Genomic DNA, 21,948 nt, shown 5'->3' on the forward strand with positions numbered 1-21,948 from the left:
AGTGAGCGCTGAGACGTTGATGCCGTACGACGAGGCGCTGGAGCGCTTCGAGCCGGTGCTGGGCCTGGAGACGCACGTCGAGCTGGGCACGGCGTCGAAGATGTTCTGCGGCTGCCCGACCACGTTCGGCGCCCCGCCGAACACGCACGTCTGCCCGGTCTGCCTGGCGCTGCCCGGCTCGCTGCCGACGGCGAACGCCGCCGCGATCGAGGCGACCATCCGCATCGGCCTGGCGCTCAACTGCTCCATCGCCGAGTGGTGCCGCTTCGCCCGGAAGAACTACTTCTATCCGGACATGCCGAAGAACTACCAGATCAGCCAGTACGACGAGCCGCTCTGCTTCGACGGCTACCTCGACGTCGAGGTCGACGGCAAGACCGTCAGGATCGAGATCGAGCGCGTCCACCTGGAGGAGGACACCGGCAAGTCCACCCACGTGGGTGGCGCGACCGGCCGCATCCACGGCGCCGACTACTCGATCGTCGACTACAACCGGGCGGGCATCCCGCTGGTGGAGATCGTCACCAAGCCGGTCCCGGGGACCGACAGGCTCGCCCCCGAGGTCGCCCGCGCGTACGGCATCGAGCTGCGCGAGCTGGTGCGCGGCCTCGGCGTCTCGGACGTCCGCATGGAGGAGGGCTCCATGCGCTTCGACGTGAACGTCTCCCTCATGCCGCGCGGCTCCTCGGAGTGGGGCACCCGCACCGAGACCAAGAACGTCAACTCGCTGCGCAGCGTCGAGCGTTCCGTACGGGGTGAGATCGAGCGCCAGGCCGCGATCCTGGCCGACGGCGGCCGGATCATCCAGGAGACCCGCCACTTCCACGAGAACACCGGCACCACCACCTCGGGACGGTCCAAGGAGGAGGCGCAGGACTACCGCTACTTCCCCGAGCCCGACCTGGTGCCGATCGCCCCCGACCCGGCGTGGGTCGCCGAGCTCAAGGCCGGGCTGCCCGAGCTGCCGGGCACGCGGCGCAAGCGGCTCCAGCAGGAGTGGGGCGTGTCCGACCTGGACATGGCGGCGATGCACAACGCCGACGCCATCGCCCTGGTCGAGGCGACGGTCGCCGCGGGTGCCCCGCCCGCGGACGCCCGCAAGTGGTGGATGGGCGAGCTGGCCCGCCGTGCCAACGAGGCCGGGCTCCCGCTGAGCGCGCTGAGCATCACCCCCGACCAGATCGCCAGGGTGTGCGCGATGGTCGCCGGGGGAGCGCTGAACGACAAGCTGGCCCGCCAGGTGCTGGAGGGCGTGCTGAACGGCGAGGGCTCTCCCGACGAGGTGGTGGCCGCCCGCGGCCTGCAGATCGTGAACGACGAGGGCGAGCTGATGGAGATCATCGACCAGGTCCTCGCGAGCAACGCCGACGCGGCCGACAAGGTCCGCAACGGCAAGGTCGCCGCCGTCGGCGCCCTGGTCGGTGGCGTCATGAAGGCCAGCAGGGGCAAGGCCGACGCGGGCCGCGCCCGCGAGCTCATCCTGGAGCGCCTCGGCGTCTCCGGGTAGTCCACGCCTGGGGTTTCCTTGGAGCCTCCGCGGAGACCCGCGAGCGATGCTTCGGAGAACTCACGCGAAGGTCTCGCGCCGGAGGTTTTACCTGTGGCCCGCGCGAAGGCCCCGCCTCCTCGGCGAGGCCCGTGCCTGGGTGCTCCGGCCCTTCCGGGAGGCGGGCAGGTCCGGCCGGATGGTGTGAACGGTGCCCCCGCCCCTCCTGGCGGGGGCACCGTCGCGACCGGTGTGCGACGGCGCCAGACCCGGAGCGCCGTCCGGTCGCGTTCGGCCCGCGAGCGGCCCCTGGTCGTCCGCACCACCGCTCGCGGGAGTTCAGTGCGTCGGCGCGAGAGGTTTCCGCCGTCGCGGCTGCTCACGGGTCGGTGAAGGTGTGCCGGGCCCGCGTGCCGTGCAGCCTTTCGACCTGGACGGACAGTTCCGAGGCGAGCGCCTCGGGGGAGAAGCGCATGAACGTCTCGCGGACACCGGCCTGTCTCCGCCGCTGAGTGACCGTGGCGCGCAAGGTGGCGTACCAGACGGGGACGCTGAGGTCGGTCACGCAGACGATCTCCCAGCCGGGGTAGGACTGCCGGAGCGCGGCGAGGCGGCGTTCGGCCAGCTCCGCCTCCTCCTCGGAGAACTGCGGCCTTCGCGGGACGGACCCCTCCTGGCTCGTCATCGCGGATCCTCCCGCCGGGCCCCGGCCCGCCACTCGTGCTCGTCGAGCTGGCGGCACAGGCCGCTCGGGGCGGGGTCGTGCAGGGTAGGGGTGCAGACGCAGCCCGGCACCGGACACGGGCCGGTGGCGTACCAGATGTCATTGGCCCACCAGATCCTCCAGGGCGGGAACGCGTGGCCGATGCTCGTCGCGAGCGCGTCGGCCTGGCCGCCGGTCAGCGGGGGCGGATCCCCGACGCCCGGCGCGTGTGGTGATTCCGTGTTCCGATGCATGTACATAGCGTCACCGTCACGAGGGGTGGCGAAGTATCACTGGTTGTGAAACCCGTACGTGCTACGGCAGGCCGAGCCAGCTCGCGAAGCCGCTGAGGCTCCGGGGGCGACGCCGTTCCAGATCGACGAGCATCCGGACGGTTTCACGGACCATCGGATGGTTGCGCGTCTGCTGGGGTGCGACACGGCGGGCGGCCAGCAGCGTCTCCAGGGCCTTCTGGCGATCGCCGTGGTAAAGCCAGCCACGTGCCAGGTCGATGTAGTGGTGGCCGAGACGGACCGGCGCGACCGTCGGGGGGAACGTGGCGTGCCGGGCGCGACGGACCGCCTCGCCGCCGTCGTACATCTCCACGGCGGCCGTGACCTCATGCATGATCACATTGGAGGGCCCAAATTCGAGACCGTAGTGGTTCGCGTCCCCGCCCAGGGCGCGGGCGGCCTCGCGTGCGTGCTCGATGTGGTCGAACGCGGTCTGCCGGTCCGCCGCGCGGGCGGCGAAGATCGCGGAACGGAGATGGGCGGCGCCGTACACGCTCAGTTCGGCGGGAGCCAGGCGGCCGAGGTCCTCACCGATGTCCCGCCGGACCCGATCCAGAAGCGTCAGGCCCTTGTCGTAGGTGGCCGTCGCCAGGAACAGGGTCGAACGCTGCCACTGCGTGCGGGCGACGCGCAGCGGATCCTGGGACGCCTGGGCCGCCCACGCCACACGATCCATGGCGGAGCTTCGCAGGTCGAAGTATCCCAGCGTGTAGGCGATCGCCGTCACCCCGGTGTACGCCTCGGACAGCAGCCCGAAAAGCTCGTCGCGTCGCGCGCCCTCGCTGACATGCGCGGCTCTCGTCAGCTCCTCCAGGAGTCCCGGAAGCATCTCTCCCAGCTGGGCGTACCTGGCCTGCCTGCCCAGCGCGGACGCGCGGCGCACGTCCGCCCGAAGCCGCTCCATCGACGGCGGCGAGATGTCCTCGTCGGGCAGATCCCACGTGAGGAGCGCGCGCCGAATCTCGGGAACACACTGGTGAATCCGGTTCTCGCGCGCATCGGGATCGAGGTACGGCTGACCTGTCAGCTCGCCGAGCCCGATCCGCAGGGTCCGGGCCACGCCGGTGACGAGAGCCTGTGTGGCCGGTTTGTGCCCTCGTTCGACCTGGGCGATCAGGCTCTTGGAACAGGGCACGCGGTCGGCGAGTTGCTGTTGCGTCAGGCCGCGCAACTTGCGGGCCCGGGCAATCCGCCGCCCAATTCGATCTTCGGCGGAGGGGTTCGCACCGTCATCACGCATGAGCAGGCCCCGCACGTTTCCGTAATGGTCTCGACGACCTCAGGCTACGTTCGGGGCCTTCGCGTGTCATGGGAACAGCTGGTCAGGGGGTACGAGATCCGCTTGCGGCTGCCCGCCGCCTCCGGTGATCACGGGCCACTCCGGCCGGGCCGACAACGGAAACCGTGAACAGCCGCTCCCGAAACCCTGGCGGTGCCCCGCGAGCGCTCCGACGTTCGCGAGGACGGCCGTTCCAGACGCGGCCCAATTCGATCGCGCCACCCCGGGGTTCTGATCAATTCGTACCGGTCTCGTACCGCGTGGGGTGAGGTCAGGCGGGAGTGGCCTGGGCGGCTACCAGGTTCGCGTATGTGCCGCCGACGGCCATCAGCTCGTCGTGGGTGCCGCGTTCGACGACGCGGCCGGAGTCGACCACCAGGATCAGGTCGGCGTCGCGGATCGTGCTCAGCCGGTGGGCGATCACGATCCGGGTCTGGGTGAGCCAGAACAGGTTGGACTCGATGGTCGCCTCGGTGGCGCTGTCCAGGCTGCTGGTGGCCTCGTCGAGCAGCAGGATCTTCGGCCGTGACAGGAGGGCGCGGGCCAGGGAGAGCCGCTGGCGCTGGCCGCCGGACAGACCGCCGCCGTCGGTCAGCATCGTCTCGTACCCCATCGGCATGGCCATGATCTCCTCGTGCAGCGCCGCGACCTGGGCCGCGGCGGCCACCCGCTCCAAGGGCGCGTCGGGGGAGTTCAGCGCGATGTTCTCCCGGATCGAGCCGCTGAACAGGGAGGATTCCTGACCGACCACACCGAACTGGCGGCGCAGGGTGCGCAGGTTGAGCTCGGAGGCGGGGACGCCGTCGTAGAGGATCTCACCCTCCACCGGGGTGTGCAGGGTGAGCAGCAGCCTGGCCAGCGTGCTCTTGCCCGAACCCGAGGCGCCCACCAGGGCGACCTTCTGCCCCGGGCGGATGGAGACCGAGACGTCCCGCACCACCCACGGGCCACGGGGGTCGTGCCGGAAGCCCACGCCGCGCAACTCCACCGCGCCGCGCAGCCGCAGCACCTCGATGCCGTCGCTGGCCTCGGGTTCCGAGGCGAGGATGTCGGACAGGCGGTCGAAGTGCGCGCCCGCCTGCTGCAGGCTCTGCAGGCCGGTCATCAGCGAGCCCAGCGGGATCAGGGCGCCGAGCGCGACGGCGTTGAGCGCGATCAGCGCGCCCACGGTCAGCTCCCCGTCGAGCACCCGCCACGTGCCGAGCCACAGCAGGCCGAGCGGGGCGACCACCCGGATCGCGGACAGCGCGGCCTCCACCAGGCCCTGGGTGAGGCCGCTACGCACGTCGGCGTTGAGCTGCCGGGCGAAGTGGGCCGACCACTGCTCCACCGCCCGGTTCTCGGACCCGGACGCCTTCAGCGTCTCGATGCCGGTTATCGCCTGGATCAGACTGCTCTGCGACGCGGAGAAGGCGGTGAGTTCCTGCTGGGTGAGCAGGTTGATCCGGCGGGTGGTGGCCAGGACCAGGAGGCCCTGGGCCACGACCACCCCGCTCAGCGCCAGCCCGAAGACGGGATCCCAGACGTACACGAGCACGAGGTAGCCGACGGCCAGCGGGCCGTCCAGCAGCGCCGCCACGATCTGGCCGGTGAGGATGTCGCGCAGCGTGGAGACGCTGGCGGCCCGGGTGAGCAGGTCGCCCTTGCCGCGTTGCGCGAAGTACCGGTACGGCAGCGCCACCAGGTGGCCGATCACCCCCTCGGTGAGCTCCTGGTCGGCACGGGCCCGTACGGCCACCAGCAGCGCCGCCCGCAGGTAGCCGATCACGAACTGGGCCACCCCGGCCAGCAGCACGGCCCCGCCCAGCAGGGGCAGCAGGTCCGCTCCCCGCGACGGGATGACCTCGTCGATCAGCAGCTGGGAGAGGAGAGGCAGGGCCAGCCCCAGCAGCTGCAGCAGCAGCGAGGCCGCGATGACCTGCGCGAGCAGGCCACGGCGGCGCCGGAACAGGGTACGGACGAACTCGCGCCGCCAGGCGCTCGCCATCGAGGACGTGCCGCGGTGGAACCCCTCACCGGGTTCGAAGACCAGCAGCACACCGGTGAACCCGGCGCTGAACTCCTCCGCCGTCAGGCGGCGGCGGCCCCGGCCGGGGTCGACGAGGTCCACCCGGTCGGGTGACCAGCGCTCGACCACCACGAAGTGGTTGAACTCCCAGTGCGCGACCGCGGGGAGCGGCACGCGCGCCAGGTCCTCGGGCGCGAGGGAGAAGGCGCGCGCCTTCAGGCCGTGCTCGCGGGCGCCCTCCACGATGGCCTTGGCGCTCAGCCCGTCCCTGCCGACCTGGAGCCGTTCGGACACCTGGTGCAGCGTGGTGCGGTGGCCGTGGTGGCAGAGCACCATGGCCAGGCACGCCGCGCCGCACTCGGTGGCGGTGTTCTGCATCAGGACCGGTACGCGACTCCTCATCCGCCCGCTCCCGGGGCGAGGACTCCGCTTGCTCCCGGCGCGAGGACTTCGCCCGCTCCCAGCGCGAGGGCGACGAGCGCGGCACCGGCCGCCAGGACGACGGCCACCGCGATCCACAGCAGCAGGAACGACGGGCCGCTGATCACCAGCGGCATCCGGGCGGCGGAGCGGGCCGCGACATGCCGGCGCATCGCCTCCTCCCGGTAGACGAGCCGCCCCTGGCCGCCTCCCGGGGGAGGAGCACCTTCGGATGCGGGACCGGACTGCGGCGAAGTGACGGGAGTGGTCGCGGGGGACTGCGGTTGAGGCCCGGTGGTGGCGGTCGCCGCCGGGAACCGCGGCTCGGAGGAGGCGGGAGGCGCGTAAGGGGGGCGCGTACGGTACCCCTCGGCGTCCTCCCAGTGCCTGACCCGGTGCCGGCCGGGCGCGGAGACGGCCTGGGTGCTGTCCGGATCGATCACGACCAGTGCCATTCGACCGTGGCCGCGGCGCGGCGCTCCGCCAGCCAGCCGGTGAACGCGGCGCGCCCGGCGGCGGCCAGTGTCTCCGCGTCGCCGGTGGCCGGGCTCCTGGACAGGACGGCACCCGTCAGGAAGCCGCCGTCGGGCAGCTCCACCGGGCCGACGACCCGGCCGGGCTCCGCACCGCGCAGCACCTCCGGCAGCTCCGCCTCCCAGCGGGTCGCGAACGTCACCACCGCCTCCCCGGGCGAAGTCGCCTTCGCCTCCCCGAGCGAGGTCACCACCGCCTCCCCGGGCGAGGTCGCCGCGACCCGCTCCGGCGACGGCGCCACGACCTCCCCGTACGAGGTCACCGCGGCTTCTCCAGGAGAAGCCACTACCGGAGAGGTGGTCGTCTCCCCGAGGGAGGCGAGGGCGGTGAGGAGGTCGGTCGTGGTGCCGGCGGTCACCTTCTCGTCGCCGGTGACCCACACGGCCCTGACCCGGGCGAAGTCACCGGGGCTCGCGGCCAGGTGGCCCGCGGCCAGTTCCGCCTCCTTGTCCCGGCGGAACCGGCGGCGGCGGGCGATCTCGATGATGTACGCCTCGAACCGCTCGCCCGACATGCCGGCCTCGGTCATCCAGGCCAGGGTCGACGCGCGGTCGTGCAGCCCACGGCCCCTGCGGAACTCGTCGGCCGTGGTCTGGAGGTCGGCGGCGGTGAGCGGCGCGCTCTCGGCGTCCCCGGTCGCGTCCCCGGCGGCCTCGACGAGCAGGCACTGGTCGACGATCTCCCGGTACGGCGACGCGTCCCGCCGGGAGAGCGAGCGCAGCATGGTCAGCGCCTGGGGGACCGTCACGTCCACGTCGTTGACGCTGACCAGGTGCCCGGCCGCCCAGTGCGTCGAGTGGTCGATCAGCCAGGGCACCCCGTCCTCGGGAGAGGCGGTCAGCGCGACCGTGCCGCCGTCGGGGTGGTCGAGGAGCAGGTCGTAGTCGACCACCGGGGTTCCGGGGCGCCGGTCGACGACGAGCTGTGCCCGGACCTCCGGATACCGTGCCGCCCACTCGCCGACCGCGCGGTGGGCGTCGGCGACGCCCGCGTTCCGGCGGGGCAGCGTACGAAGCAGGGAGGCCCCCGACTGCAGGGCCTTCGCGAAATCGGTCACGGTGTTCCTCCGTTCATGAGCCAGCCCGCGATCGCGTCGCTGACGGGCAGCCCGGTCCACAGTTCGACGAACCCCCACGCGCCGTTGGAGTTCAGCTCCAGGAAGACGTACTCGCCGCCGGGGGTGACGATGAAGTCCAGTGCCGCGTAGGTCAGGCCGACGTCGGCGACCAGCCGGGCGCAGCGCGACGCCACCTCGGCGGGCAGCTCGTGCACGCCGTACCTGACGCGGTCGTTGTCGTAGTGCCGCCAGTCGTCCCTCGCCGTCCGGGAGGCCGAAGCGTCGATCTCGGCGGCGAACACCCGCTCTCCCACGACGATCACCCGCAGCTCGACCGCCTTGGGGACGTACGGCTGCAGGATCACCGGCTCGTGCTGCACCCGGTGCCGGGAGGCCAGGTGGCGGCGGGTGACCACGGTCGTGAACGCGCGGTGCTCGGCGCCGTCGACCTGGAACGGCTCGGCGGTGATCTGCTTGGCGACCAGCCGCCCCGCCGATTCGTACGCGCCCGCCAGCTCCGCCGGGTCGTTGGTGTAGACCGTGTCGGGTACGGAGAAGCCCAGCTCGATCGCCCGCGCCATGTGGAAGATCTTGTTGTGCGCGCGGCGCTCGTCCGCCCGGCGTCCGGGCAGCCAGCGTGCGGGCAGGAGGCTCCACACCCCGTCCAGCATGAACTCCGCCTGCTGGTCGACGTGCGCGCGGTGACTCGGCTCGGTCACGGTGCCGGCCGCGGAGGGCGCGCTCGGCCGGCTGCGCCAGACCGCGGTGACGCGGGACAGGTCGATCGTCTCCGTACCGGTGTCCAGCAGCAGCCGTCGCTCCCCGCCGGAGAACGACGCGGTGATCCGGCTGCGGCCGGGGAAGTCGCCGGTGTCCCACCACAGCACCGGCGTTCCGGCGCCGTCCGCGGTGGTGGCGGTGGCGGCTGTGTCGCCGTGCGCGACGGTGGCTGTGGTGTTCGTGTCGTCGTGCGCGGTGGTGGTGGTTGTTGTTGTATCGCTTGTGTCGCCGTCCGGTCCCACCAGGCGAGCGCCGCGCCGCCGGAGTGCGGTCATGACCCTCTCGACCGCCCCGTCCCCTCGCCTGCTGATGATCAGAATCACTGCCCGGTCCCGTCTCGAAGGCACGGCGGAACGGATCTCCCGTTCCGCCGTGCCGTGTTCATCCGATGTGCCGTCCGCCGAAGGCCCGGCCCGTCTCACGGCGGGCGGGCTTCCGGTGCCGGCGGGCCGGCCCGATCAGCCGGTGGACTCGCGAACGCAGCCCTCCGGGCGGTAGGTCAGCACCCACCCGCCGGGCAGGCCGCCGGAGACCTGGCCCAGCTCGGCCTCGGTCAGCGCGGCGCCCTCGAAGGGCAGGTCGTCAATCGTGAACTTCGACATGATCGTTCCTGTCGGCCGTGTGAGGTGGCGGGGGCGTGCGCGCGGACCGGTGGACTAGTACTGCCACCACTCGCACGGCAGGTCCTTCTTCCACGCGCTGACCGACCACTTGCCGCCGGAGACCTGGCCCAGCTCGGCCTCGGCGAGTTCGGCGCCCTCGAAGGGCAGGTCGTCGATCGTGAACTTCGACATGATCATTCCTCTCGGCCGCGTCACCGCGACCCCCGTTGGTCTTCCGGCCTCGGTGTCGAGAGCCGGTCACCGGGTCCCCGTCTTCGGTCCCCGGTCACATGGAGGAATCTAGGAATGATCACTTGTGGACCACTTGTGCTCTGCTTGTGACGCGCGGGGGCGCGCAGGGGCGCGGCTTGCGACGCGCGAGGGTGCAGCTTGCGACGCGCGAGGGTGCAGCTCGTGACGCGCGAGGGTGCAGCTCGTGACGCGCGGGGGCGCGGCTTGCGACGCGCGGGGGCGCGGCTTGCGACGCGCAGGGGCGCGGCTTGCGACGCGTGGGGGTGCAGTTCGTGACGCGCGGGGGCGCACGCCTGATGGCCGCCATGGGACGTGCGCCCCGGACGGCGCGAGCGTCGGCGCCCTGTCCGCCGGTCGGCGGGGCCGGTGGACAACCGGCACGGGGCCACACGCTCGGCCCTGGCGTACGACGCCGTAGGACACCGGGCGGCCCGCGAAGGTCGAAGGGCTTTTTGGGCGTTTGCTTCCCCTTAATTGCCAGGGCCTTTTTATGTGGTAATTCATATTTCTGAAACTGAATAGGTATTGACGAAATTCTTGGTGACTTGCACAGTAATCACTGCAGTCACACCTTTCACTCCGACATGACCTGACCTCGCGATCGGAAGAGCGTTCAATGAAAAGGCTTCTGACATTCGCCGCCGTGATGGTGACGGCTGTCGCGGGAATGGCCGTCGCCGCCGTTCCCGCTCAGGCGACCCCGGTGAGCAGCGCTTCCGCCCTGTCGGCGGTCCCCGGTGTGGACGCGGTCGTCATCGCCGACGGGGTGCGCCTGCGGTCGAGTGCCGGAGGATCGACGGTCATCGGCTACCTCTACTACGGCGATTACGGGCAGATTCTCAGCTCGTCGGGCGGCTGGTGCAGGTTCCGGCTGGGCGCCAGGTCGGCCTCGGGATTGCCGTCCGGCACCACGGGATGGGTTTCCTGCACCTATTTGGCCAGGGAGGACGGCCAGAAGTTCGACGGCCCGGCCGTCGACACACTGCGGGAATAGCCCCTTTCCCGGGATGAGCCCGGCCGCCCGGCTCCCCACGGCCGGGCGGCCGTTCCCCGTTACACGGCCCCGGAGCCGCGCCCCCTGCCGCGAGGTTCCGGAGCCGCGACGCCTCGAAGCCGCGTCCTCGGTCGCGCCGCCCCGAAGTCACGCCCCTGCCATGACGCCCCGGAGTCACGTCCCTGTCGTGACGCCCCGGCGCCGCGTCACCCGTCCAGGAGCTTGAGGCCGACGACGCCGGCCAGGATGAGCGCCAGGCAGGCGAGCCGGGCGGGAGCCGCGCTCTCGCCCAGGGCGGCGATGCCCACGGCGGCCACCCCGAGTGTGCCGAGCCCGACCCAGACCGCGTACGCGGTGCCCATGCTCAGGGTCCTGAGCGCGAAGGTGAGCATGACGAAGCTCACGACCGCCGCCGTCACCCCGACGAACGCCGGCCAGAACCGGGTGAACCCATCCGAACGTTCGAGCGCGGTGGCCCAGACGATCTCCAGGGCGGCCGCCGCGAGAAGCAGAACCCAGGCCATCGCGATCAGGCCGTGGCGCCCGCGTCGACGGTGACGACGGCGCCGGTGATGTTCCCGCCGCCCTCTCCCGCCAGGTGCGCGACGGTGGCGGCGATGTCGGCGGGATCGCAGTAGCGGCCCAGGGCGGTGAAGCGCCGCTCCTCGTCCGCTCCTGGCCCGTCGGCCGGGTTCATCTCCGTGTCGGTCGAACCGGGCTGGACGAGGTTGGCCGTGATGCCGCGCGGGCCCAGGTCCCTGGCGAGTCCCTTGGTCAGGCCGACCAGCGCGGACTTGCTCATCGCGTAGAGCGTCCATCCCGGGTACGGCACGCGCTCGGCGAGACTGCTGCCGACGCAGATGATCCGGCCACCCCCGCCCATGTGCCGGGCGGCCGCCTGGGCCAGCACGAACGAGGCGCGGGAGTGGATCGCGAGGACGCGGTCGACCTCGTCGAGCGTCACCTCCTCCAGCGGCCCGAACGAGGCGACGCCGGCGTTGCCGACCACGATGTCGATCCGCCCGAACTCGGCGACCGTCCGCTCGACCGCGGCGACCAGTGTGCCGGCGTCGGCGGCCTCCGCCGCCACGGCCAGCCCGCGGGCGCCGGCCGCCTCGATCTCCTTGACGACCGCCGCCGCCCGCTCCGCCGAGCGCGCGTACGTGATCACCACGTCGGCCCCCTCGGCGGCCAGGCGTACGGCGACGGCGGCGCCGATGCCACGGCTTCCCCCGGTGACGAGCGCGACCTTGCGTGTCATGTGTGCTCCTTAAGCGGAATCGGTTCCGCTTAACCATAAAGCGGAACCGATTCCGTTTACAAGCCTCCAGTAGCCTGTGATCGTGGACGTCGTCATGAACCCGCGCCGCGAACGGGTCGACGCGGCGCGCAACCGCGTGAAGATCCTCGCCGCCGCCGCAGACATCGTCGCCGCTCACGGCGTCGAGGGACTGTCGATGGCGGAGGTGGCCGCCGCCGCCGGAGTCGGCGTCGGCACGCTGTACCGCCGGTTCGGGGATCGCTCGGGGCTGGCGTACGCGCTCATCGACGAGCGGGAACGCGAGTTCCAGGAGGCGTTCATCGAGGGGCCGCCACCCCTGGGGCCCGGCGCCGGCGCGCCCGCCCGCATCCGCGGCTTCCTGCACGCCCTCGCAGACAGGACCGTGGAACAACTGGACCTGCTGGTGATGGCCGAGACGGCGACACCGTTCGCCCGTTTCGGCGGTGCCTACGAGGCCTACCACGCGCACCTGTCGATGCTCGTCACCCAGGCCAGGCCCGGCGCCGACGCCCACGTCCTCGCCGACGCCCTCCTCGCACCGCTGGCCGCGCCGCTGCTCGCCCACCGCCTGCGCGACCGCGGGGTGACGGTCGAGCGCGTCAAGGCGGGGCTGGACGACCTGCTGGCCGCGTTCACCCCCTGAGACGTTCATCCCCTGAGACGTACGCCGCGCGAGGGAACGGAAACGGGCACGGACGTCCGTCCGTGCCCGCGTGTAACGCTCTCGGGGTCAGGCGCCGCGACGGGCGGCCGCCTTCCTGATGAGGGGCGTGCACAGCGCCAGGAGCGAGACGACCAGCAGCGTCGCCGCGATCGGGCTCCTGACCAGCACCGTCACGTCGCCCGCGCCGATGGCCAGGGCCCGGCGGAGCTGGATCTCGGCCATCGGGCCCAGGATCAGGCCGATCACCGCCGGGGCCACCGGCAGGCCGAAGCGCCGCATCGCGAAACCGAGCATGCCCAGGATGTAGAGGATGACCAGCTCCACCCAGGAGGAGTTCAGCGCGTAGACGCCGAGCGCCGCGAACAGCACGATCCCCGAGTAGAGGTAGGGCCGGGGGATCCGCAGCACCCGGGCCCACAGCGGGGCCAGCGGCAGGTTGAGCACCAGCAGCATGGTGTTGCCCACGAACAGCGAGGCGATCATGCCCCAGACCAGCGCCGGGTTGTGGTCGAACAGCTGCGGGCCCGGCTGCAGCCCGTACTGCTGGAAGGCCGCCAGCAGGATCGCGGCCGTCGCCGAGGTGGGCAGGCCCAGCGTGAGCAGCGGGACGAGCGTGCCCGCCGCCGAGGCGTTGTTGGCCGCCTCGGGACCGGCGACCCCCTCGATGGCGCCCTTGCCGTACTCCTCGCGGGCGACCCCGCGCGCCAAGCGCTTCTCGATCGAGTACGACAGGAACGTGGGGATCTCCGCGCCGCCGCCCGGCAGCGCGCCGAACGGGAAGCCGAGCGCGGTGCCGCGCAGCCACGGCCGCCAGGAACGCGACCAGTCGGAGCGGCCGAGGAACGCCCGGCCGACCGGGACCACCTCGGGCCGGCCGTGCCGCAGCCGCGAGGCGACGTAGAGCACCTCGCCCAGGGCGAACAGCCCGACCGCGACGATCACCACGTCGATGCCGTCGAGCAGCTGCGGGATGCCCAGGGTGAGCCTGGCCTGCCCGGTCTGCTGGTCGATGCCGACGAGCCCGATGACCAGGCCGAGGCTGAGCGAGGCCAGCCCTCGCACGACGGAGCGGGACAGCACCGACGACACCGCGGTGAAGGCCAGGACGGCCAGCGCGAAGTAGTCCTCGGGACCGAAGGAGATCGCGAAGTCCACCACCAGGGGCGCCGCGACGACCAGCAGCCCGGTGGCGATGGTGCCCGCGACGAACGAGCCGATCGCCGCCGTCGCCAGCGCCTGGGCCGCCCGGCCGCGTTTGGCCATCTTGTTGCCCTCAAGGGCGGTGATCATCGAGGAGCTCTCGCCGGGCGTGTTGAGCAGGATCGAGGTGGTCGACCCGCCGTACATGCCGCCGTAGTAGATGCCCGCGAACATGATGAACGCGCTCGCCGGGGGGACGGTGAACGTGATCGGCAGCAGCAGCGCCACGGTCATGGCCGGGCCGATGCCGGGCAGCACGCCCACCAGCGTGCCCAGGGTGACGCCCACCAGCGCGTAGAGCAGGTTCACCGGGGTGAGGGCGGTCGCGAAGCCGTCCATCAACAGCTGGAAGGAGTCCACTCAGATCACCCCGGACAGCAGCCCGGCCGGCAGCGTCACGCCGAGGCCCCTGACGAACACCAGGTAGGTGAGGGTGGACAGCACGATCGCGATGACGCCCGCGCGCAGCCGGTGGGCCGCCCCGAGCGTCACGGACAGGCCGAAGAAGAGCAGCGCGCCCGCGATGACCCAGCCGAGCAGGTCGAGCAGTCCGGCGAAGGCGAGGAAGATGACGCTGACCAGCGCGACCGTCCGCCAGTCGGCCCGCGTGCCGGGGTCGATGTCCTCGGCGTCCTCGGGGTCGCCGCGACCTCCCCTGAGCACGTCGACCACGTAGAACAGCCCGATCAGCAGCATCGACCCGCCGACCAGGGCCGGGAAGAACCGGGGCCCGAGACCGAGGGTGGAGCCCGCGGCGGTCACGTCGGCGGTGCCGACGATCACGAACGCGCCCAGCGCGAGGACCAGCACCGCCAGCCCCAGCTCCGGCCGCCGCCACGACCACCCGGTGTCGTCGCCCTCGGCCGCCGTACCGGGACGCGCGTCCGTGCCGCTCCCGGAGGCCGGGTCGCTTTCGAGGCCTGAGGCGCTTCCGGGATTCGTGCCGGTTCCGGAGTTTGTGCCGCTCCCGGAGCCGTTCCCGGGATCCGTGTCGCCCCCGGACCCGGTAAGGGGACCGGGGGTGCCGGCGGCACGGGGGGTGCCGGGGGTGTCGGGGGTGTCGGGGGTACTGCCGGTGCCGCCGTCGCCCGCACGGGCAACGGCGGCACCGGGTTCGGATCCGGTGCCGTGGTCACCGGCACCGGTGGCGCCGGTGCCGGTGGGACCGGACTGGTCTTCCGCGGGAGGCATCAGGAGACGAGGCCCATCTCCGCGATGACGGCCTTGACCTTGGTCTGCTCCGCCGCGAGGAAGTCGGCGAACGGCTGCCCGGTCTGGAAGACGTCGGTCCAGCCGTTCTTCATCACCGCGTCCTTCCACGCGGGGGAGTCGTGCATCTTGGTGACCAGGTCGGTGAGCGCCTTCTTCGCCGCGTCGTCCAGCCCGCCCGGCGCGACGAACCCGCGCCAGTTGGCCAGCTCCACGTCCAGGCCCGCCTCCTTGATGGTGGGGGCGTCCACGTTGGCGAGCCGCTCGGGAGAGCTGACGCCGAGGGCGCGCAGCTTGCCGGACTTCACGTGCTCGGCGAACTCGCCGATGCCGGAGATCCCCATCGCGACCTTCTCGCCGAGCAGCGCGTTGAGCGCCTCGCCGCCGCCGGAGTGGGCGATGTAGTTGACCTGCTTGGGGTCGATGCCCGCGGCCTTGGCCATCAGGCCCGCCACGATGTGGTCGGTGCCACCGGCGGAGCCGCCCGCGATGGCGATCTTCGTCGGGTCCGCCTTCCACGCCGTCACCAGGTCGCCCAGCGTCTGGTACGGCGACCCGGCGGGAACCACGACGATCTCGTACTCCTCGGTGAGCTTCGCGATCGGCGTGGTGTCGGCCAGGGTGACCTTCGACTTGTTCTGCTCGACCGCGCCGACCATGACCAGGCCCATGGTCATCAACAGGTCGCCGTTGCCCTTCTCGCCCGCGAGCTGGGCCAGGCCGATGGTGCCGCCCGCGCCGGGCACGTTGTAGACCTCGACCTTGCGGGACGGCTCCGCGGACTTGAGCGCCTCCCCGGCGACGCGGGAGGTCTGGTCCCAGCCGCCTCCCGGCGAGGCCGGCGCCATGATTCTCAGCGCGCTCGTACCCGAGCCGCCACCGGAACCGCAGGCGGTGAGGGCGGCGAGGGACAGCACCGCGAGGGCGGCCAGTCTCCGAAGACGCATGGTCAGCTCCAAACAAACGTAAAGAAAGCGTGGTGAGGATGGTGACCCCGGGAGGTCCCCCTGTCGATCCTTTGCGTGGTTGCCGTCGTATCGGTCATATTGGTCACACCTCCTCGCGACCTCGCCGTTACCTCAGACTGCTTTCATCGAGGTCCCTGACCAGGGAGTTAACTCGTGCGGCGCATACTCAACGCCTCGCTCGGCACCCAGCTTTTCGTGTTGCAGACCGTGATCGTGTTCCTCGCGGTCGGCGGCACGGCGGGCGTCTGGATGGAGCACACCCGCGTCCTGCTGGACCGCCAGTACCAGCAGCGCGCCCTGGCGATCGCCGAGTCGGTGGCGGGGCTTCCCCAGGTGCGCGAGGCGTTCGACCTGCCCCGGCCCGAGCTGAGCCTGCAGCCGATCGCGCTCGGGGTGCAGGCCGCCACCGGTGCCGACTACGTGGTGATCGCGAATCGCGACCAGATCCGCTACGCCCACCCCAACGCGGCCCTGATCGGCAAGAAGCTGTCCACCGACGGCTCCGAGGTCATGACGAACGGGGAGCACTGGACCGGCATCCAGACGGGCACCCTCGGCCGCTCGGTGCGCGGCAAGGTCCCGATCCTCGACTCCTCGGGGCAGGTCATCGGCCTGGCCTCGGTCGGGATCCTGGAGGGGACCGTCGCCGACCAGCTCGGCGAGGCGCTCCCGCCGCTGCTGTGGACGGTCCTCGCGGTCCTCGTCGCCGGGTCGGCCGCCGCCGCGCTGATCGCCCGGCGGGTACGCCGCCAGACGTTCGGCCTGGAACCCGCGGAGATCGCGGCGCTGCTCGAACAGCGCGAGGGCGTGCTGCACGGCGTCAAGGAGGGGGTGCTCGCCCTCGACCTCCAGGGACGGGTGACGCTGGTCAACGACGCGGCACGCGACCTGCTCGGCCTCTCCCAGCACGACGTCGGCCGGAGCCTGCGGGAGATGCCCCTGTCCGACCGGATGCGGGACGTGCTGGACGGCGTGGACCCCGGCGACGACCGGGTGGTGCTCCACCGCGACCGGGTGCTGGTGCTCAACCGGACCCCGGTGGCGGTACGGGAACGGCAGAGCGGCTGGGTGGTCACCCTGCGGGACCGCACCGAGCTGGTACGGCTGGCGCGCGAGCTCGACCAGGCCAGCACGACGACCGGCGCGCTGCGCGCGCAGGCCCACGAGTTCGCCAACCGGATGCACACCGTGGTCGGCCTGCTGGAACTCGGCGAGCACGAGACGGCCGTCAGCTACATCACCCAGACCACCGAGGCCTACAGCAGGCACGCCTCGGGCATCAGGGAGAAGGTCGCCGACCCGACGCTGGCCGCGCTGCTGCTGGCCAAGTCGGCCGAGGCGGCCGAGCGGGGCGCGACCCTGGTGCTGTCCGACGACTCGCGGGTGGAGGCGGGCATGCTCGGCGACCCGCACGACGCGGTCCTGGTCGTCGGCAACCTGGTCGCCAACGCCCTCGACGCGCTGCAGGAGACGGGGGGGACGGTGGAGGTCTCGGTCCGTACCGAGGCGGACGGCCTGCGCGTCCGGGTCGGCGACTCGGGCCCGGGGATCACCCCGGGCCTGGTCCACGAGGTGTTCAGGGAGGGCTTCACCACCAAGGCCGCCCACGCCGGGCCGCGCGGCCTGGGCCTGGCCCTGACCCGCCAGGCGTGCGCGCGCCGGGGTGGCTGGGTGCGGGTGCACAACGCGGGCGGAGCCGTCTTCACCGCGCTCCTGCCCACCGGCGAGCCTTCGTTCCCCGCCAACGGGCGGCCCTCCTCGTCCCGCACAGGCGACCCCGGCGAGTCCGGCGACCCCGCCGAACCCGCGCCACCCCCCGACCGGGGATCCACGGACCGGGAGGTGCCGAGATGACAGGGAACGGGCACGCGGGGGAGATCCGCGTCCTGGTCGTGGACGACGACTTCATGGTGGCCAGGATCCACGCCGGATACGTCACCAGGATGCCCGGCTTCACGGTCGCCGACGTCGTCCACACCGGGAGCGCCGCGATCGCGTCGGCCGCGACGCGCAGGCCCGACCTGGTACTGCTCGACATCTACCTGCCGGACATGTCAGGACTCGACGTTCTCGCGAAGCTCAGGGAGGCCGTGCACCCGGTTGACATACTGGTGATCACCGCCGCGCGGGACGTGGCCACGGTCCGGGCGGCGATGCGCGGCGGCGCGGTCAACTACCTCATCAAGCCCTTCACCGCCCGCGCCCTGGCCGAGCGCCTCGAACAGTACGCCGAGATCCGCAGGCAGCTCGCCACCCTCGGGGACGAGGCCCGCCAGGACGAGATCGACCGGCTCTTCGGCGCGGTCAGGGGAGTGCCGCCGCCGCTGCCCAAAGGGCTGTCCGGCACCACCTGTTCCCTGGTCGCGGCGGCGCTCAAGGAGAGCGGCGGGGACCTGTCGGCGGCCGAGGCGGCGACGATCACCGGTCTCTCCAGGGTCAGCGCCCGCCGATACCTGGAACACCTGTGCGCGGCGGGTCAGGCGGAACTCCGCCCGAAGTACGGCACCGCGGGAAGGCCGGAACACCGTTACCGCTGGACAGGCTGATTTGTTACTCCTTTTGGGACGGCGGTTGACCAATGTGGTTTAAGGTTGCCGGAGGTGGAAGCTGCGAAGCAGGAGGATACGGAGGCCGTGCGGAACGCCGGAGCGCCTGTGAACCCGCCGCCGGACCCCTTTGAGGCAGTGCCACTTCCCTCGGGCCCCGTCCCGCCGGGCGCCCGCGGCCCGCGACTCCCTCCCGGCGCGCAGCCCGGCCACTCCCCGGCCGCCCACCCTCAAGGCTCTCACCCTCAGGGCGCCCGCCCTCAGGCCGGGCACCCCCAGGGCGGATCCAACCTTCCGCCGGGCGTCTCGCCCGACATCTTCGGTCCCACCGGAGCCGGAGGATCTCCGGGCCTCGGCGGTCCCCCCGGTCCCGGAGGCCCACCCGCGTCGGCGGCCCGCGGGACGACGCTCCCGCCCGCCCCCCGGCCCCCGCAGCCCTGGCAGATGGCCCTCCCGCCGGAGCGCCCCTTCCAGCGTGACGAGCCGACGCTCGTCCCCGGTGGCGACGGAGGGTTCCCGCAGCCCGACGGGCTCCGCTACGAGGAGCCGCCGCCGCGCCGCCGCAAGGCCCGCAGGCTCCTCCTGATCGTCTTCGCCGTGCTGTTCGTCGTCGGGCTCGCCTACGCGGTGCCCGCGGTCATCATGTCCGGCCGGATGCTGCCGGGCACCACGGTGCGGGGCATCGACATCGGCGGCCTGACCGCGACCGAGGCGGCCGACAAGCTCAGGGACCGCCTGGCGGGCGACGCCTCCGGCGAGATGACCCTCCTGGCCGCGGGCAAGCGCCACGACTTCGACCCCGTCAAGTCGGGGCTGGAGTTCGACGTGGTCGCCACCCTCAACCAGGCGCCCAGCGGCTTCCCCAGCCCCGCCCAGGTCTGGCGGGCCCTCACCGGCACCACCAAGCTGGAGCCCAAGGTCTCCGCCGACACCGAGAACATGCGGACCGCGGTCGAGAGCCTGGCCAAGAAGATCGACCTCAAGGTCCGCGAGGGCTCGGTCACGTTCGAGGGCGTCGAGCCCGTCGTCGTGACGCCCCGCGACGGCAGGGAGCTGGAGCGGGAGGCCGCGATCGCCGCGATCACGGACGCCTTCCTCGGCCCGTCGAAGGAGGTCCGCCTCCCGGTCTCGGTGATCAAGCCGATGGCCACCGAGGCGACGGTCAAGAAGGCCGCGGCCGAGGCCGACGGGGCCCTGTCCGGGCCGGTCACCCTGACCTTCGCGGGCAAGCGGGTCCAGCTTCCGGTGGCGACCCTCGCCGCCCACCTGTCCTTCAAGCCCGACGGCTCCGGCGGCATGCGGCCGGAGTTCGACGCCAGGAGCGCCGTGGCCTCCGTGGAGGGGGACCTCGTCGACCCGGTCCTGGCCCCGCGCGACCCCACGTTCCAGATCGTCGGGGGAAAGCCGAAGCTGGTGCCCGGCCGCAGGGGCAAGGGCGTCGACGACGAGCGGCTCGCCTCGGACGTGGCCGAGATGATCACCGGCGGCGGCGACCGGACGATCCCGGTGCTCCTGACCACCGTCAAGCCGCGGATGTCCGACGCCGAGGCGCGCAAGCTCGGCATCAAGGAGCGGATCAGCCAGTTCACCACGCCGTACGAATGCTGCCCGTCCCGGGTCACCAACATCAGGACGATCGCCAAGCTCCTGGACGGCTACCTGGTGAAGCCGGGCGAGACCTTCTCGCTCAACGGCGTCATCGGCCAGCGCGACACGGCCCGCGGCTTCGTCCCCGCCCCCATGATCCAGGGCGGCAGGCTGGTCGACTCGGTCGGCGGCGGCATCTCCCAGTTCGTCACCACCATGTACAACGCGGTGTTCTTCGGCGGCCTGGAGGACGTCCAGCACGTGGCGCACGAGTTCTACATCTCCCGCTACCCGGCCGGGCGCGAGTCCACGGTCTCCTGGCCCGAGCCCGACTTCCGCTGGAAGAACGACTCGCCGTACGGGGTGCTGGTGAAGACCTCCTTCAACGACAGCGGGGTCACCGTCGGCTTCTGGAGCACCAAGCGCTACGAGATCGAGTCGATCTCGTCCGAGAGATACAACGTCACCCCGTTCAAGAGCGACACCGACAGCGGTCCCGACTGCATCGCGATGGTCGGCCAGAACGGCTTCACGATCGACGTCTGGCGCGTCTTCAAGCAGGACGGCAAGGAGGTCAAGCGCGTCAAGAAGACCACGGTCTACCGTCCCGAGCTCGACCTGAAGTGCGTTCCCGAGTCCGACGAGTAGCACCCGGGGCACGGCCGGAGCGGACCCTCGCCCGTTCCTCCCGAAGCGCGTTCCCGAATCCGAGGAGCACCCGAAGCGCGGGCGGAGCGGGCCCGCGCCAGATTCCCACGACGCGCCGCCTCCCCTCCGGCCCGGCCGGCGGGGCGCGCTCCCGGGGCGGCGTCACGGGTGCACGCCCGGATAAGTCACGGGTACACGGCTGGATAATGCGTCCATGAAGATCTGGGTCCCTTCCAAAGCCGCGGCCGATGTCCTGTGCGACCTTCCGGAAGTGGAGTGCGTCGTCTACGACGGCACGGAGCCGGTGCCCGAGGGGGTGGGGGAGGCCGAGGTCTGGATCCCGCCGCTGATGCCGGTGGCGGACCTCCCCGGCCTGCTCTCCCGGATGACCGGCCTGCGGCTGCTGCAGACCGTCACGGCGGGGGTCGACGCCTACCGGCCGCACCTGCGGGAGGGAGTGACGCTGTGCAACGCCAGGGGTGTGCACGACGCGGGCACCGCCGAGTGGGTGGTGGGAGCGATGATCTCCGTGCTCAGGGAGTTCCCCGGGTTCGTCCGCGCGCAGCTCCGGGGCGAGTGGACCTACCACCACACCGGGGTGCTGGCCGACTCCACGGTCCTGGTCGTCGGCTACGGCTCGATCGGCGAGGCGCTGGAGCGGCGGCTCGACGGTTTCGAGGTCGACGTCGTCCGGGTGGCGAGGACCGCCAGGCCCGGGGTGCACGGCCTGGACGAGCTGCCCGCCCTGCTGCCGGGGGCGGACGTGGTGGTGCTGCTCGTCCCCTCGACGCCCGAGACGACCGGCATGGTGGACGCCGGTTTCCTCGCCGCGATGAGGGACGGCGCCCTCCTGGTGAACGCGGCCAGGGGGCCGGTGGTCGACACGGACGCGCTCGTCGCCGAGCTGCGGAGCGGCCGGATCCTCGCCGCGCTCGACGTCACCGCCCCCGAGCCCCTGCCCGGCGACCACCCGCTGTGGACGGCGCCGGGGGTCCTCATCACCCCGCACGTCGCGGGCAGCAATCCGGCCTCGGTACGCCGCACGCTGAAGCTGCTCCGCTCCCAGCTGCTGCGTTACCTCGCGGGCGAGCCGCTCAAAAACGTGATCACGGGTTCCTACTGACCGGCAAAGGAATCCGGACCGTGGCTGCCTCGTGACCTGCGGTGCGTACCGTCGGTAATAAGTGATCTCCGTGGCTCGCGCGGTTATCAGATCGGTGACGACTACGGCGTTGTCACCCCTCGCGCGGACCGGACGGCACACACTGGCCCTGTGCCGGTGCGAGCGCCGAGGACGAAGGACGACGTGCTCGCGCGGGCAGCGCGACCGCGGCGAGCAAGGGATGCCGCGAAAGCGAAACACATCGACGAGACGCACCAAACGACACTGATGGGCAGACGACATTGATCCGCTGGCGTGACCCCCGGGTACCGCT

Annotated in this window: 21 protein-coding genes; 7 read left to right on the forward strand and 14 right to left on the reverse strand. The window is 71.9% G+C overall.

Features of this window, described 5'->3' with window-relative positions; genetic code table 11:
• The first annotated feature begins 1 nt into the window (after position 1).
• Positions 2 to 1,507 carry an Asp-tRNA(Asn)/Glu-tRNA(Gln) amidotransferase subunit GatB gene (gene gatB / locus ACSC1Q_RS19205; RefSeq protein WP_436760078.1) on the forward strand — a complete coding sequence of 502 codons (1,506 nt, stop codon included), beginning with the start codon at positions 2 to 4 and terminating at the stop codon, positions 1,505 to 1,507.
• 358 nt (positions 1,508 to 1,865) lie between these two features.
• Here gatB and ACSC1Q_RS19210 read toward each other — a convergent pair whose 3' ends face one another.
• From ACSC1Q_RS19210 to ACSC1Q_RS19250, 9 genes are all read right to left on the reverse strand, one after another.
• Positions 1,866 to 2,171, reverse strand: coding sequence for a hypothetical protein (locus tag ACSC1Q_RS19210; RefSeq protein WP_436760079.1), 306 nt, complete (start codon positions 2,169 to 2,171; stop codon positions 1,866 to 1,868).
• Complete coding sequence (locus ACSC1Q_RS19215; protein ID WP_436760080.1) at positions 2,168 to 2,443, reverse strand: hypothetical protein; 276 nt, start codon at positions 2,441 to 2,443, stop codon at positions 2,168 to 2,170. Before ACSC1Q_RS19215 ends, ACSC1Q_RS19210 begins: the two co-directional genes overlap by 4 nt.
• A gap of 61 nt (positions 2,444 to 2,504) precedes the next feature.
• Entirely contained in the window at positions 2,505 to 3,722 is a 1,218-nt protein-coding gene (locus ACSC1Q_RS19220) for a helix-turn-helix domain-containing protein (RefSeq protein WP_436760081.1), read from the reverse strand.
• A 310-nt stretch (positions 3,723 to 4,032) separates the two neighbouring features.
• Positions 4,033 to 6,171, reverse strand: coding sequence for a peptidase domain-containing ABC transporter (locus ACSC1Q_RS19225; RefSeq protein WP_436760082.1), 2,139 nt, complete (start codon positions 6,169 to 6,171; stop codon positions 4,033 to 4,035).
• Complete coding sequence (locus ACSC1Q_RS19230; RefSeq protein WP_436760083.1) at positions 6,168 to 6,632, reverse strand: hypothetical protein; 465 nt, start codon at positions 6,630 to 6,632, stop codon at positions 6,168 to 6,170. The genes ACSC1Q_RS19225 and ACSC1Q_RS19230 overlap by 4 nt, the downstream gene beginning before the upstream one ends.
• Complete coding sequence (locus ACSC1Q_RS19235) at positions 6,629 to 7,780, reverse strand: TIGR04500 family putative peptide maturation system protein (protein WP_436760084.1); 1,152 nt, start codon at positions 7,778 to 7,780, stop codon at positions 6,629 to 6,631. The genes ACSC1Q_RS19230 and ACSC1Q_RS19235 overlap by 4 nt, the downstream gene beginning before the upstream one ends.
• Positions 7,777 to 8,883, reverse strand: a complete 1,107-nt coding sequence (locus tag ACSC1Q_RS19240; RefSeq protein WP_436760085.1) for an MvdC/MvdD family ATP grasp protein — start codon at positions 8,881 to 8,883, stop codon at positions 7,777 to 7,779. The genes ACSC1Q_RS19235 and ACSC1Q_RS19240 overlap by 4 nt, the downstream gene beginning before the upstream one ends.
• Positions 8,884 to 9,018: 135 nt before the next feature.
• Positions 9,019 to 9,162: a putative ATP-grasp target RiPP gene (locus ACSC1Q_RS19245; protein WP_436760086.1), complete on the reverse strand. Its 144-nt coding sequence runs from the start codon at positions 9,160 to 9,162 to the stop codon at positions 9,019 to 9,021.
• Positions 9,163 to 9,216: 54 nt separating this feature from the next.
• Positions 9,217 to 9,354, reverse strand: a complete 138-nt coding sequence (locus ACSC1Q_RS19250) for a putative ATP-grasp target RiPP (protein WP_436760087.1) — start codon at positions 9,352 to 9,354, stop codon at positions 9,217 to 9,219.
• 676 nt (positions 9,355 to 10,030) lie between these two features.
• On the opposite strand from ACSC1Q_RS19250, the gene ACSC1Q_RS19255 reads away from it, so the two are divergent.
• Positions 10,031 to 10,408, forward strand: a complete 378-nt coding sequence (locus tag ACSC1Q_RS19255) for an SH3 domain-containing protein (RefSeq protein ID WP_436760088.1) — start codon at positions 10,031 to 10,033, stop codon at positions 10,406 to 10,408.
• Positions 10,409 to 10,614: 206 nt separating this feature from the next.
• Here the strand turns inward: ACSC1Q_RS19255 and ACSC1Q_RS19260 are convergent, their stop codons facing one another.
• Together ACSC1Q_RS19260 and ACSC1Q_RS19265 are read right to left on the reverse strand one after the other, a co-directional pair.
• Positions 10,615 to 10,932: a DMT family transporter gene (locus ACSC1Q_RS19260; RefSeq protein WP_436760089.1), complete on the reverse strand. Its 318-nt coding sequence runs from the start codon at positions 10,930 to 10,932 to the stop codon at positions 10,615 to 10,617.
• 5 nt (positions 10,933 to 10,937) lie between these two features.
• Positions 10,938 to 11,669: an SDR family NAD(P)-dependent oxidoreductase gene (locus tag ACSC1Q_RS19265; RefSeq protein WP_436760090.1), complete on the reverse strand. Its 732-nt coding sequence runs from the start codon at positions 11,667 to 11,669 to the stop codon at positions 10,938 to 10,940.
• An 82-nt stretch (positions 11,670 to 11,751) separates the two neighbouring features.
• Between ACSC1Q_RS19265 and ACSC1Q_RS19270 the strand changes: the two genes are divergently transcribed.
• A complete protein-coding gene (locus ACSC1Q_RS19270; RefSeq protein ID WP_436760091.1) occupies positions 11,752 to 12,333 on the forward strand; it encodes a TetR family transcriptional regulator in 582 nt (193 codons plus the stop codon).
• A gap of 87 nt (positions 12,334 to 12,420) precedes the next feature.
• Here ACSC1Q_RS19270 and ACSC1Q_RS19275 read toward each other — a convergent pair whose 3' ends face one another.
• Genes ACSC1Q_RS19275 through ACSC1Q_RS19285 form a run of 3 tightly spaced genes read right to left on the reverse strand, consistent with a single transcriptional unit; the run spans position 12,421 to position 15,710 of the window.
• A complete protein-coding gene (locus tag ACSC1Q_RS19275; protein ID WP_436760092.1) occupies positions 12,421 to 13,914 on the reverse strand; it encodes a tripartite tricarboxylate transporter permease in 1,494 nt (497 codons plus the stop codon).
• Positions 13,915 to 14,745: a tripartite tricarboxylate transporter TctB family protein gene (locus ACSC1Q_RS19280; protein WP_436760093.1), complete on the reverse strand. Its 831-nt coding sequence runs from the start codon at positions 14,743 to 14,745 to the stop codon at positions 13,915 to 13,917.
• Entirely contained in the window at positions 14,745 to 15,710 is a 966-nt protein-coding gene (locus ACSC1Q_RS19285; protein ID WP_350969451.1) for a tripartite tricarboxylate transporter substrate binding protein, read from the reverse strand. Before ACSC1Q_RS19285 ends, ACSC1Q_RS19280 begins: the two co-directional genes overlap by 1 nt.
• A gap of 174 nt (positions 15,711 to 15,884) precedes the next feature.
• Between ACSC1Q_RS19285 and ACSC1Q_RS19290 the strand changes: the two genes are divergently transcribed.
• From ACSC1Q_RS19290 to ACSC1Q_RS19305, 4 genes are all read left to right on the forward strand, one after another.
• Positions 15,885 to 17,585, forward strand: coding sequence for an ATP-binding protein (locus ACSC1Q_RS19290; protein WP_436760094.1), 1,701 nt, complete (start codon positions 15,885 to 15,887; stop codon positions 17,583 to 17,585).
• Positions 17,582 to 18,277: a response regulator gene (locus ACSC1Q_RS19295; protein ID WP_436760095.1), complete on the forward strand. Its 696-nt coding sequence runs from the start codon at positions 17,582 to 17,584 to the stop codon at positions 18,275 to 18,277. Before ACSC1Q_RS19290 ends, ACSC1Q_RS19295 begins: the two co-directional genes overlap by 4 nt.
• A 444-nt stretch (positions 18,278 to 18,721) precedes the next feature.
• On the forward strand, positions 18,722 to 20,512 hold the full coding sequence (locus ACSC1Q_RS19300; protein WP_436760096.1) for a VanW family protein: 1,791 nt from the start codon (positions 18,722 to 18,724) through the stop codon (positions 20,510 to 20,512).
• 214 nt (positions 20,513 to 20,726) lie between these two features.
• Positions 20,727 to 21,635, forward strand: coding sequence for a 2-hydroxyacid dehydrogenase (locus tag ACSC1Q_RS19305; RefSeq protein ID WP_436760097.1), 909 nt, complete (start codon positions 20,727 to 20,729; stop codon positions 21,633 to 21,635).
• Positions 21,636 to 21,948 lie beyond the last annotated feature (313 nt).

The sequence above is a fragment of the Streptosporangium heterodermiicola genome, assembly GCF_051390675.1.
Classification (GTDB): Bacteria; Actinomycetota; Actinomycetes; order Streptosporangiales; family Streptosporangiaceae; genus Streptosporangium.

Coding starts and splice junctions, on each gene's coding strand:
- ACSC1Q_RS19220 (WP_436760081.1), bottom strand. CDS start 3,722: ATGCGTGATGACGGTGCGAACCCCTCCGCCGAAGATCGAATTGGGCGG.
- ACSC1Q_RS19210 (WP_436760079.1), bottom strand. CDS start 2,171: ATGACGAGCCAGGAGGGGTCCGTCCCGCGAAGGCCGCAGTTCTCCGAG.
- ACSC1Q_RS19255 (WP_436760088.1), top strand. CDS start 10,031: ATGAAAAGGCTTCTGACATTCGCCGCCGTGATGGTGACGGCTGTCGCG.
- ACSC1Q_RS19245 (WP_436760086.1), bottom strand. CDS start 9,162: ATGTCGAAGTTCACGATTGACGACCTGCCCTTCGAGGGCGCCGCGCTG.
- ACSC1Q_RS19300 (WP_436760096.1), top strand. CDS start 18,722: ATGGCCCTCCCGCCGGAGCGCCCCTTCCAGCGTGACGAGCCGACGCTC.
- ACSC1Q_RS19295 (WP_436760095.1), top strand. CDS start 17,582: ATGACAGGGAACGGGCACGCGGGGGAGATCCGCGTCCTGGTCGTGGAC.
- ACSC1Q_RS19265 (WP_436760090.1), bottom strand. CDS start 11,669: ATGACACGCAAGGTCGCGCTCGTCACCGGGGGAAGCCGTGGCATCGGC.
- ACSC1Q_RS19260 (WP_436760089.1), bottom strand. CDS start 10,932: ATGGCCTGGGTTCTGCTTCTCGCGGCGGCCGCCCTGGAGATCGTCTGG.
- ACSC1Q_RS19305 (WP_436760097.1), top strand. CDS start 20,727: ATGAAGATCTGGGTCCCTTCCAAAGCCGCGGCCGATGTCCTGTGCGAC.
- ACSC1Q_RS19280 (WP_436760093.1), bottom strand. CDS start 14,745: ATGCCTCCCGCGGAAGACCAGTCCGGTCCCACCGGCACCGGCGCCACC.
- ACSC1Q_RS19250 (WP_436760087.1), bottom strand. CDS start 9,354: ATGTCGAAGTTCACGATCGACGACCTGCCCTTCGAGGGCGCCGAACTC.
- ACSC1Q_RS19225 (WP_436760082.1), bottom strand. CDS start 6,171: ATGAGGAGTCGCGTACCGGTCCTGATGCAGAACACCGCCACCGAGTGC.
- ACSC1Q_RS19285 (WP_350969451.1), bottom strand. CDS start 15,710: ATGCGTCTTCGGAGACTGGCCGCCCTCGCGGTGCTGTCCCTCGCCGCC.
- ACSC1Q_RS19215 (WP_436760080.1), bottom strand. CDS start 2,443: ATGCATCGGAACACGGAATCACCACACGCGCCGGGCGTCGGGGATCCG.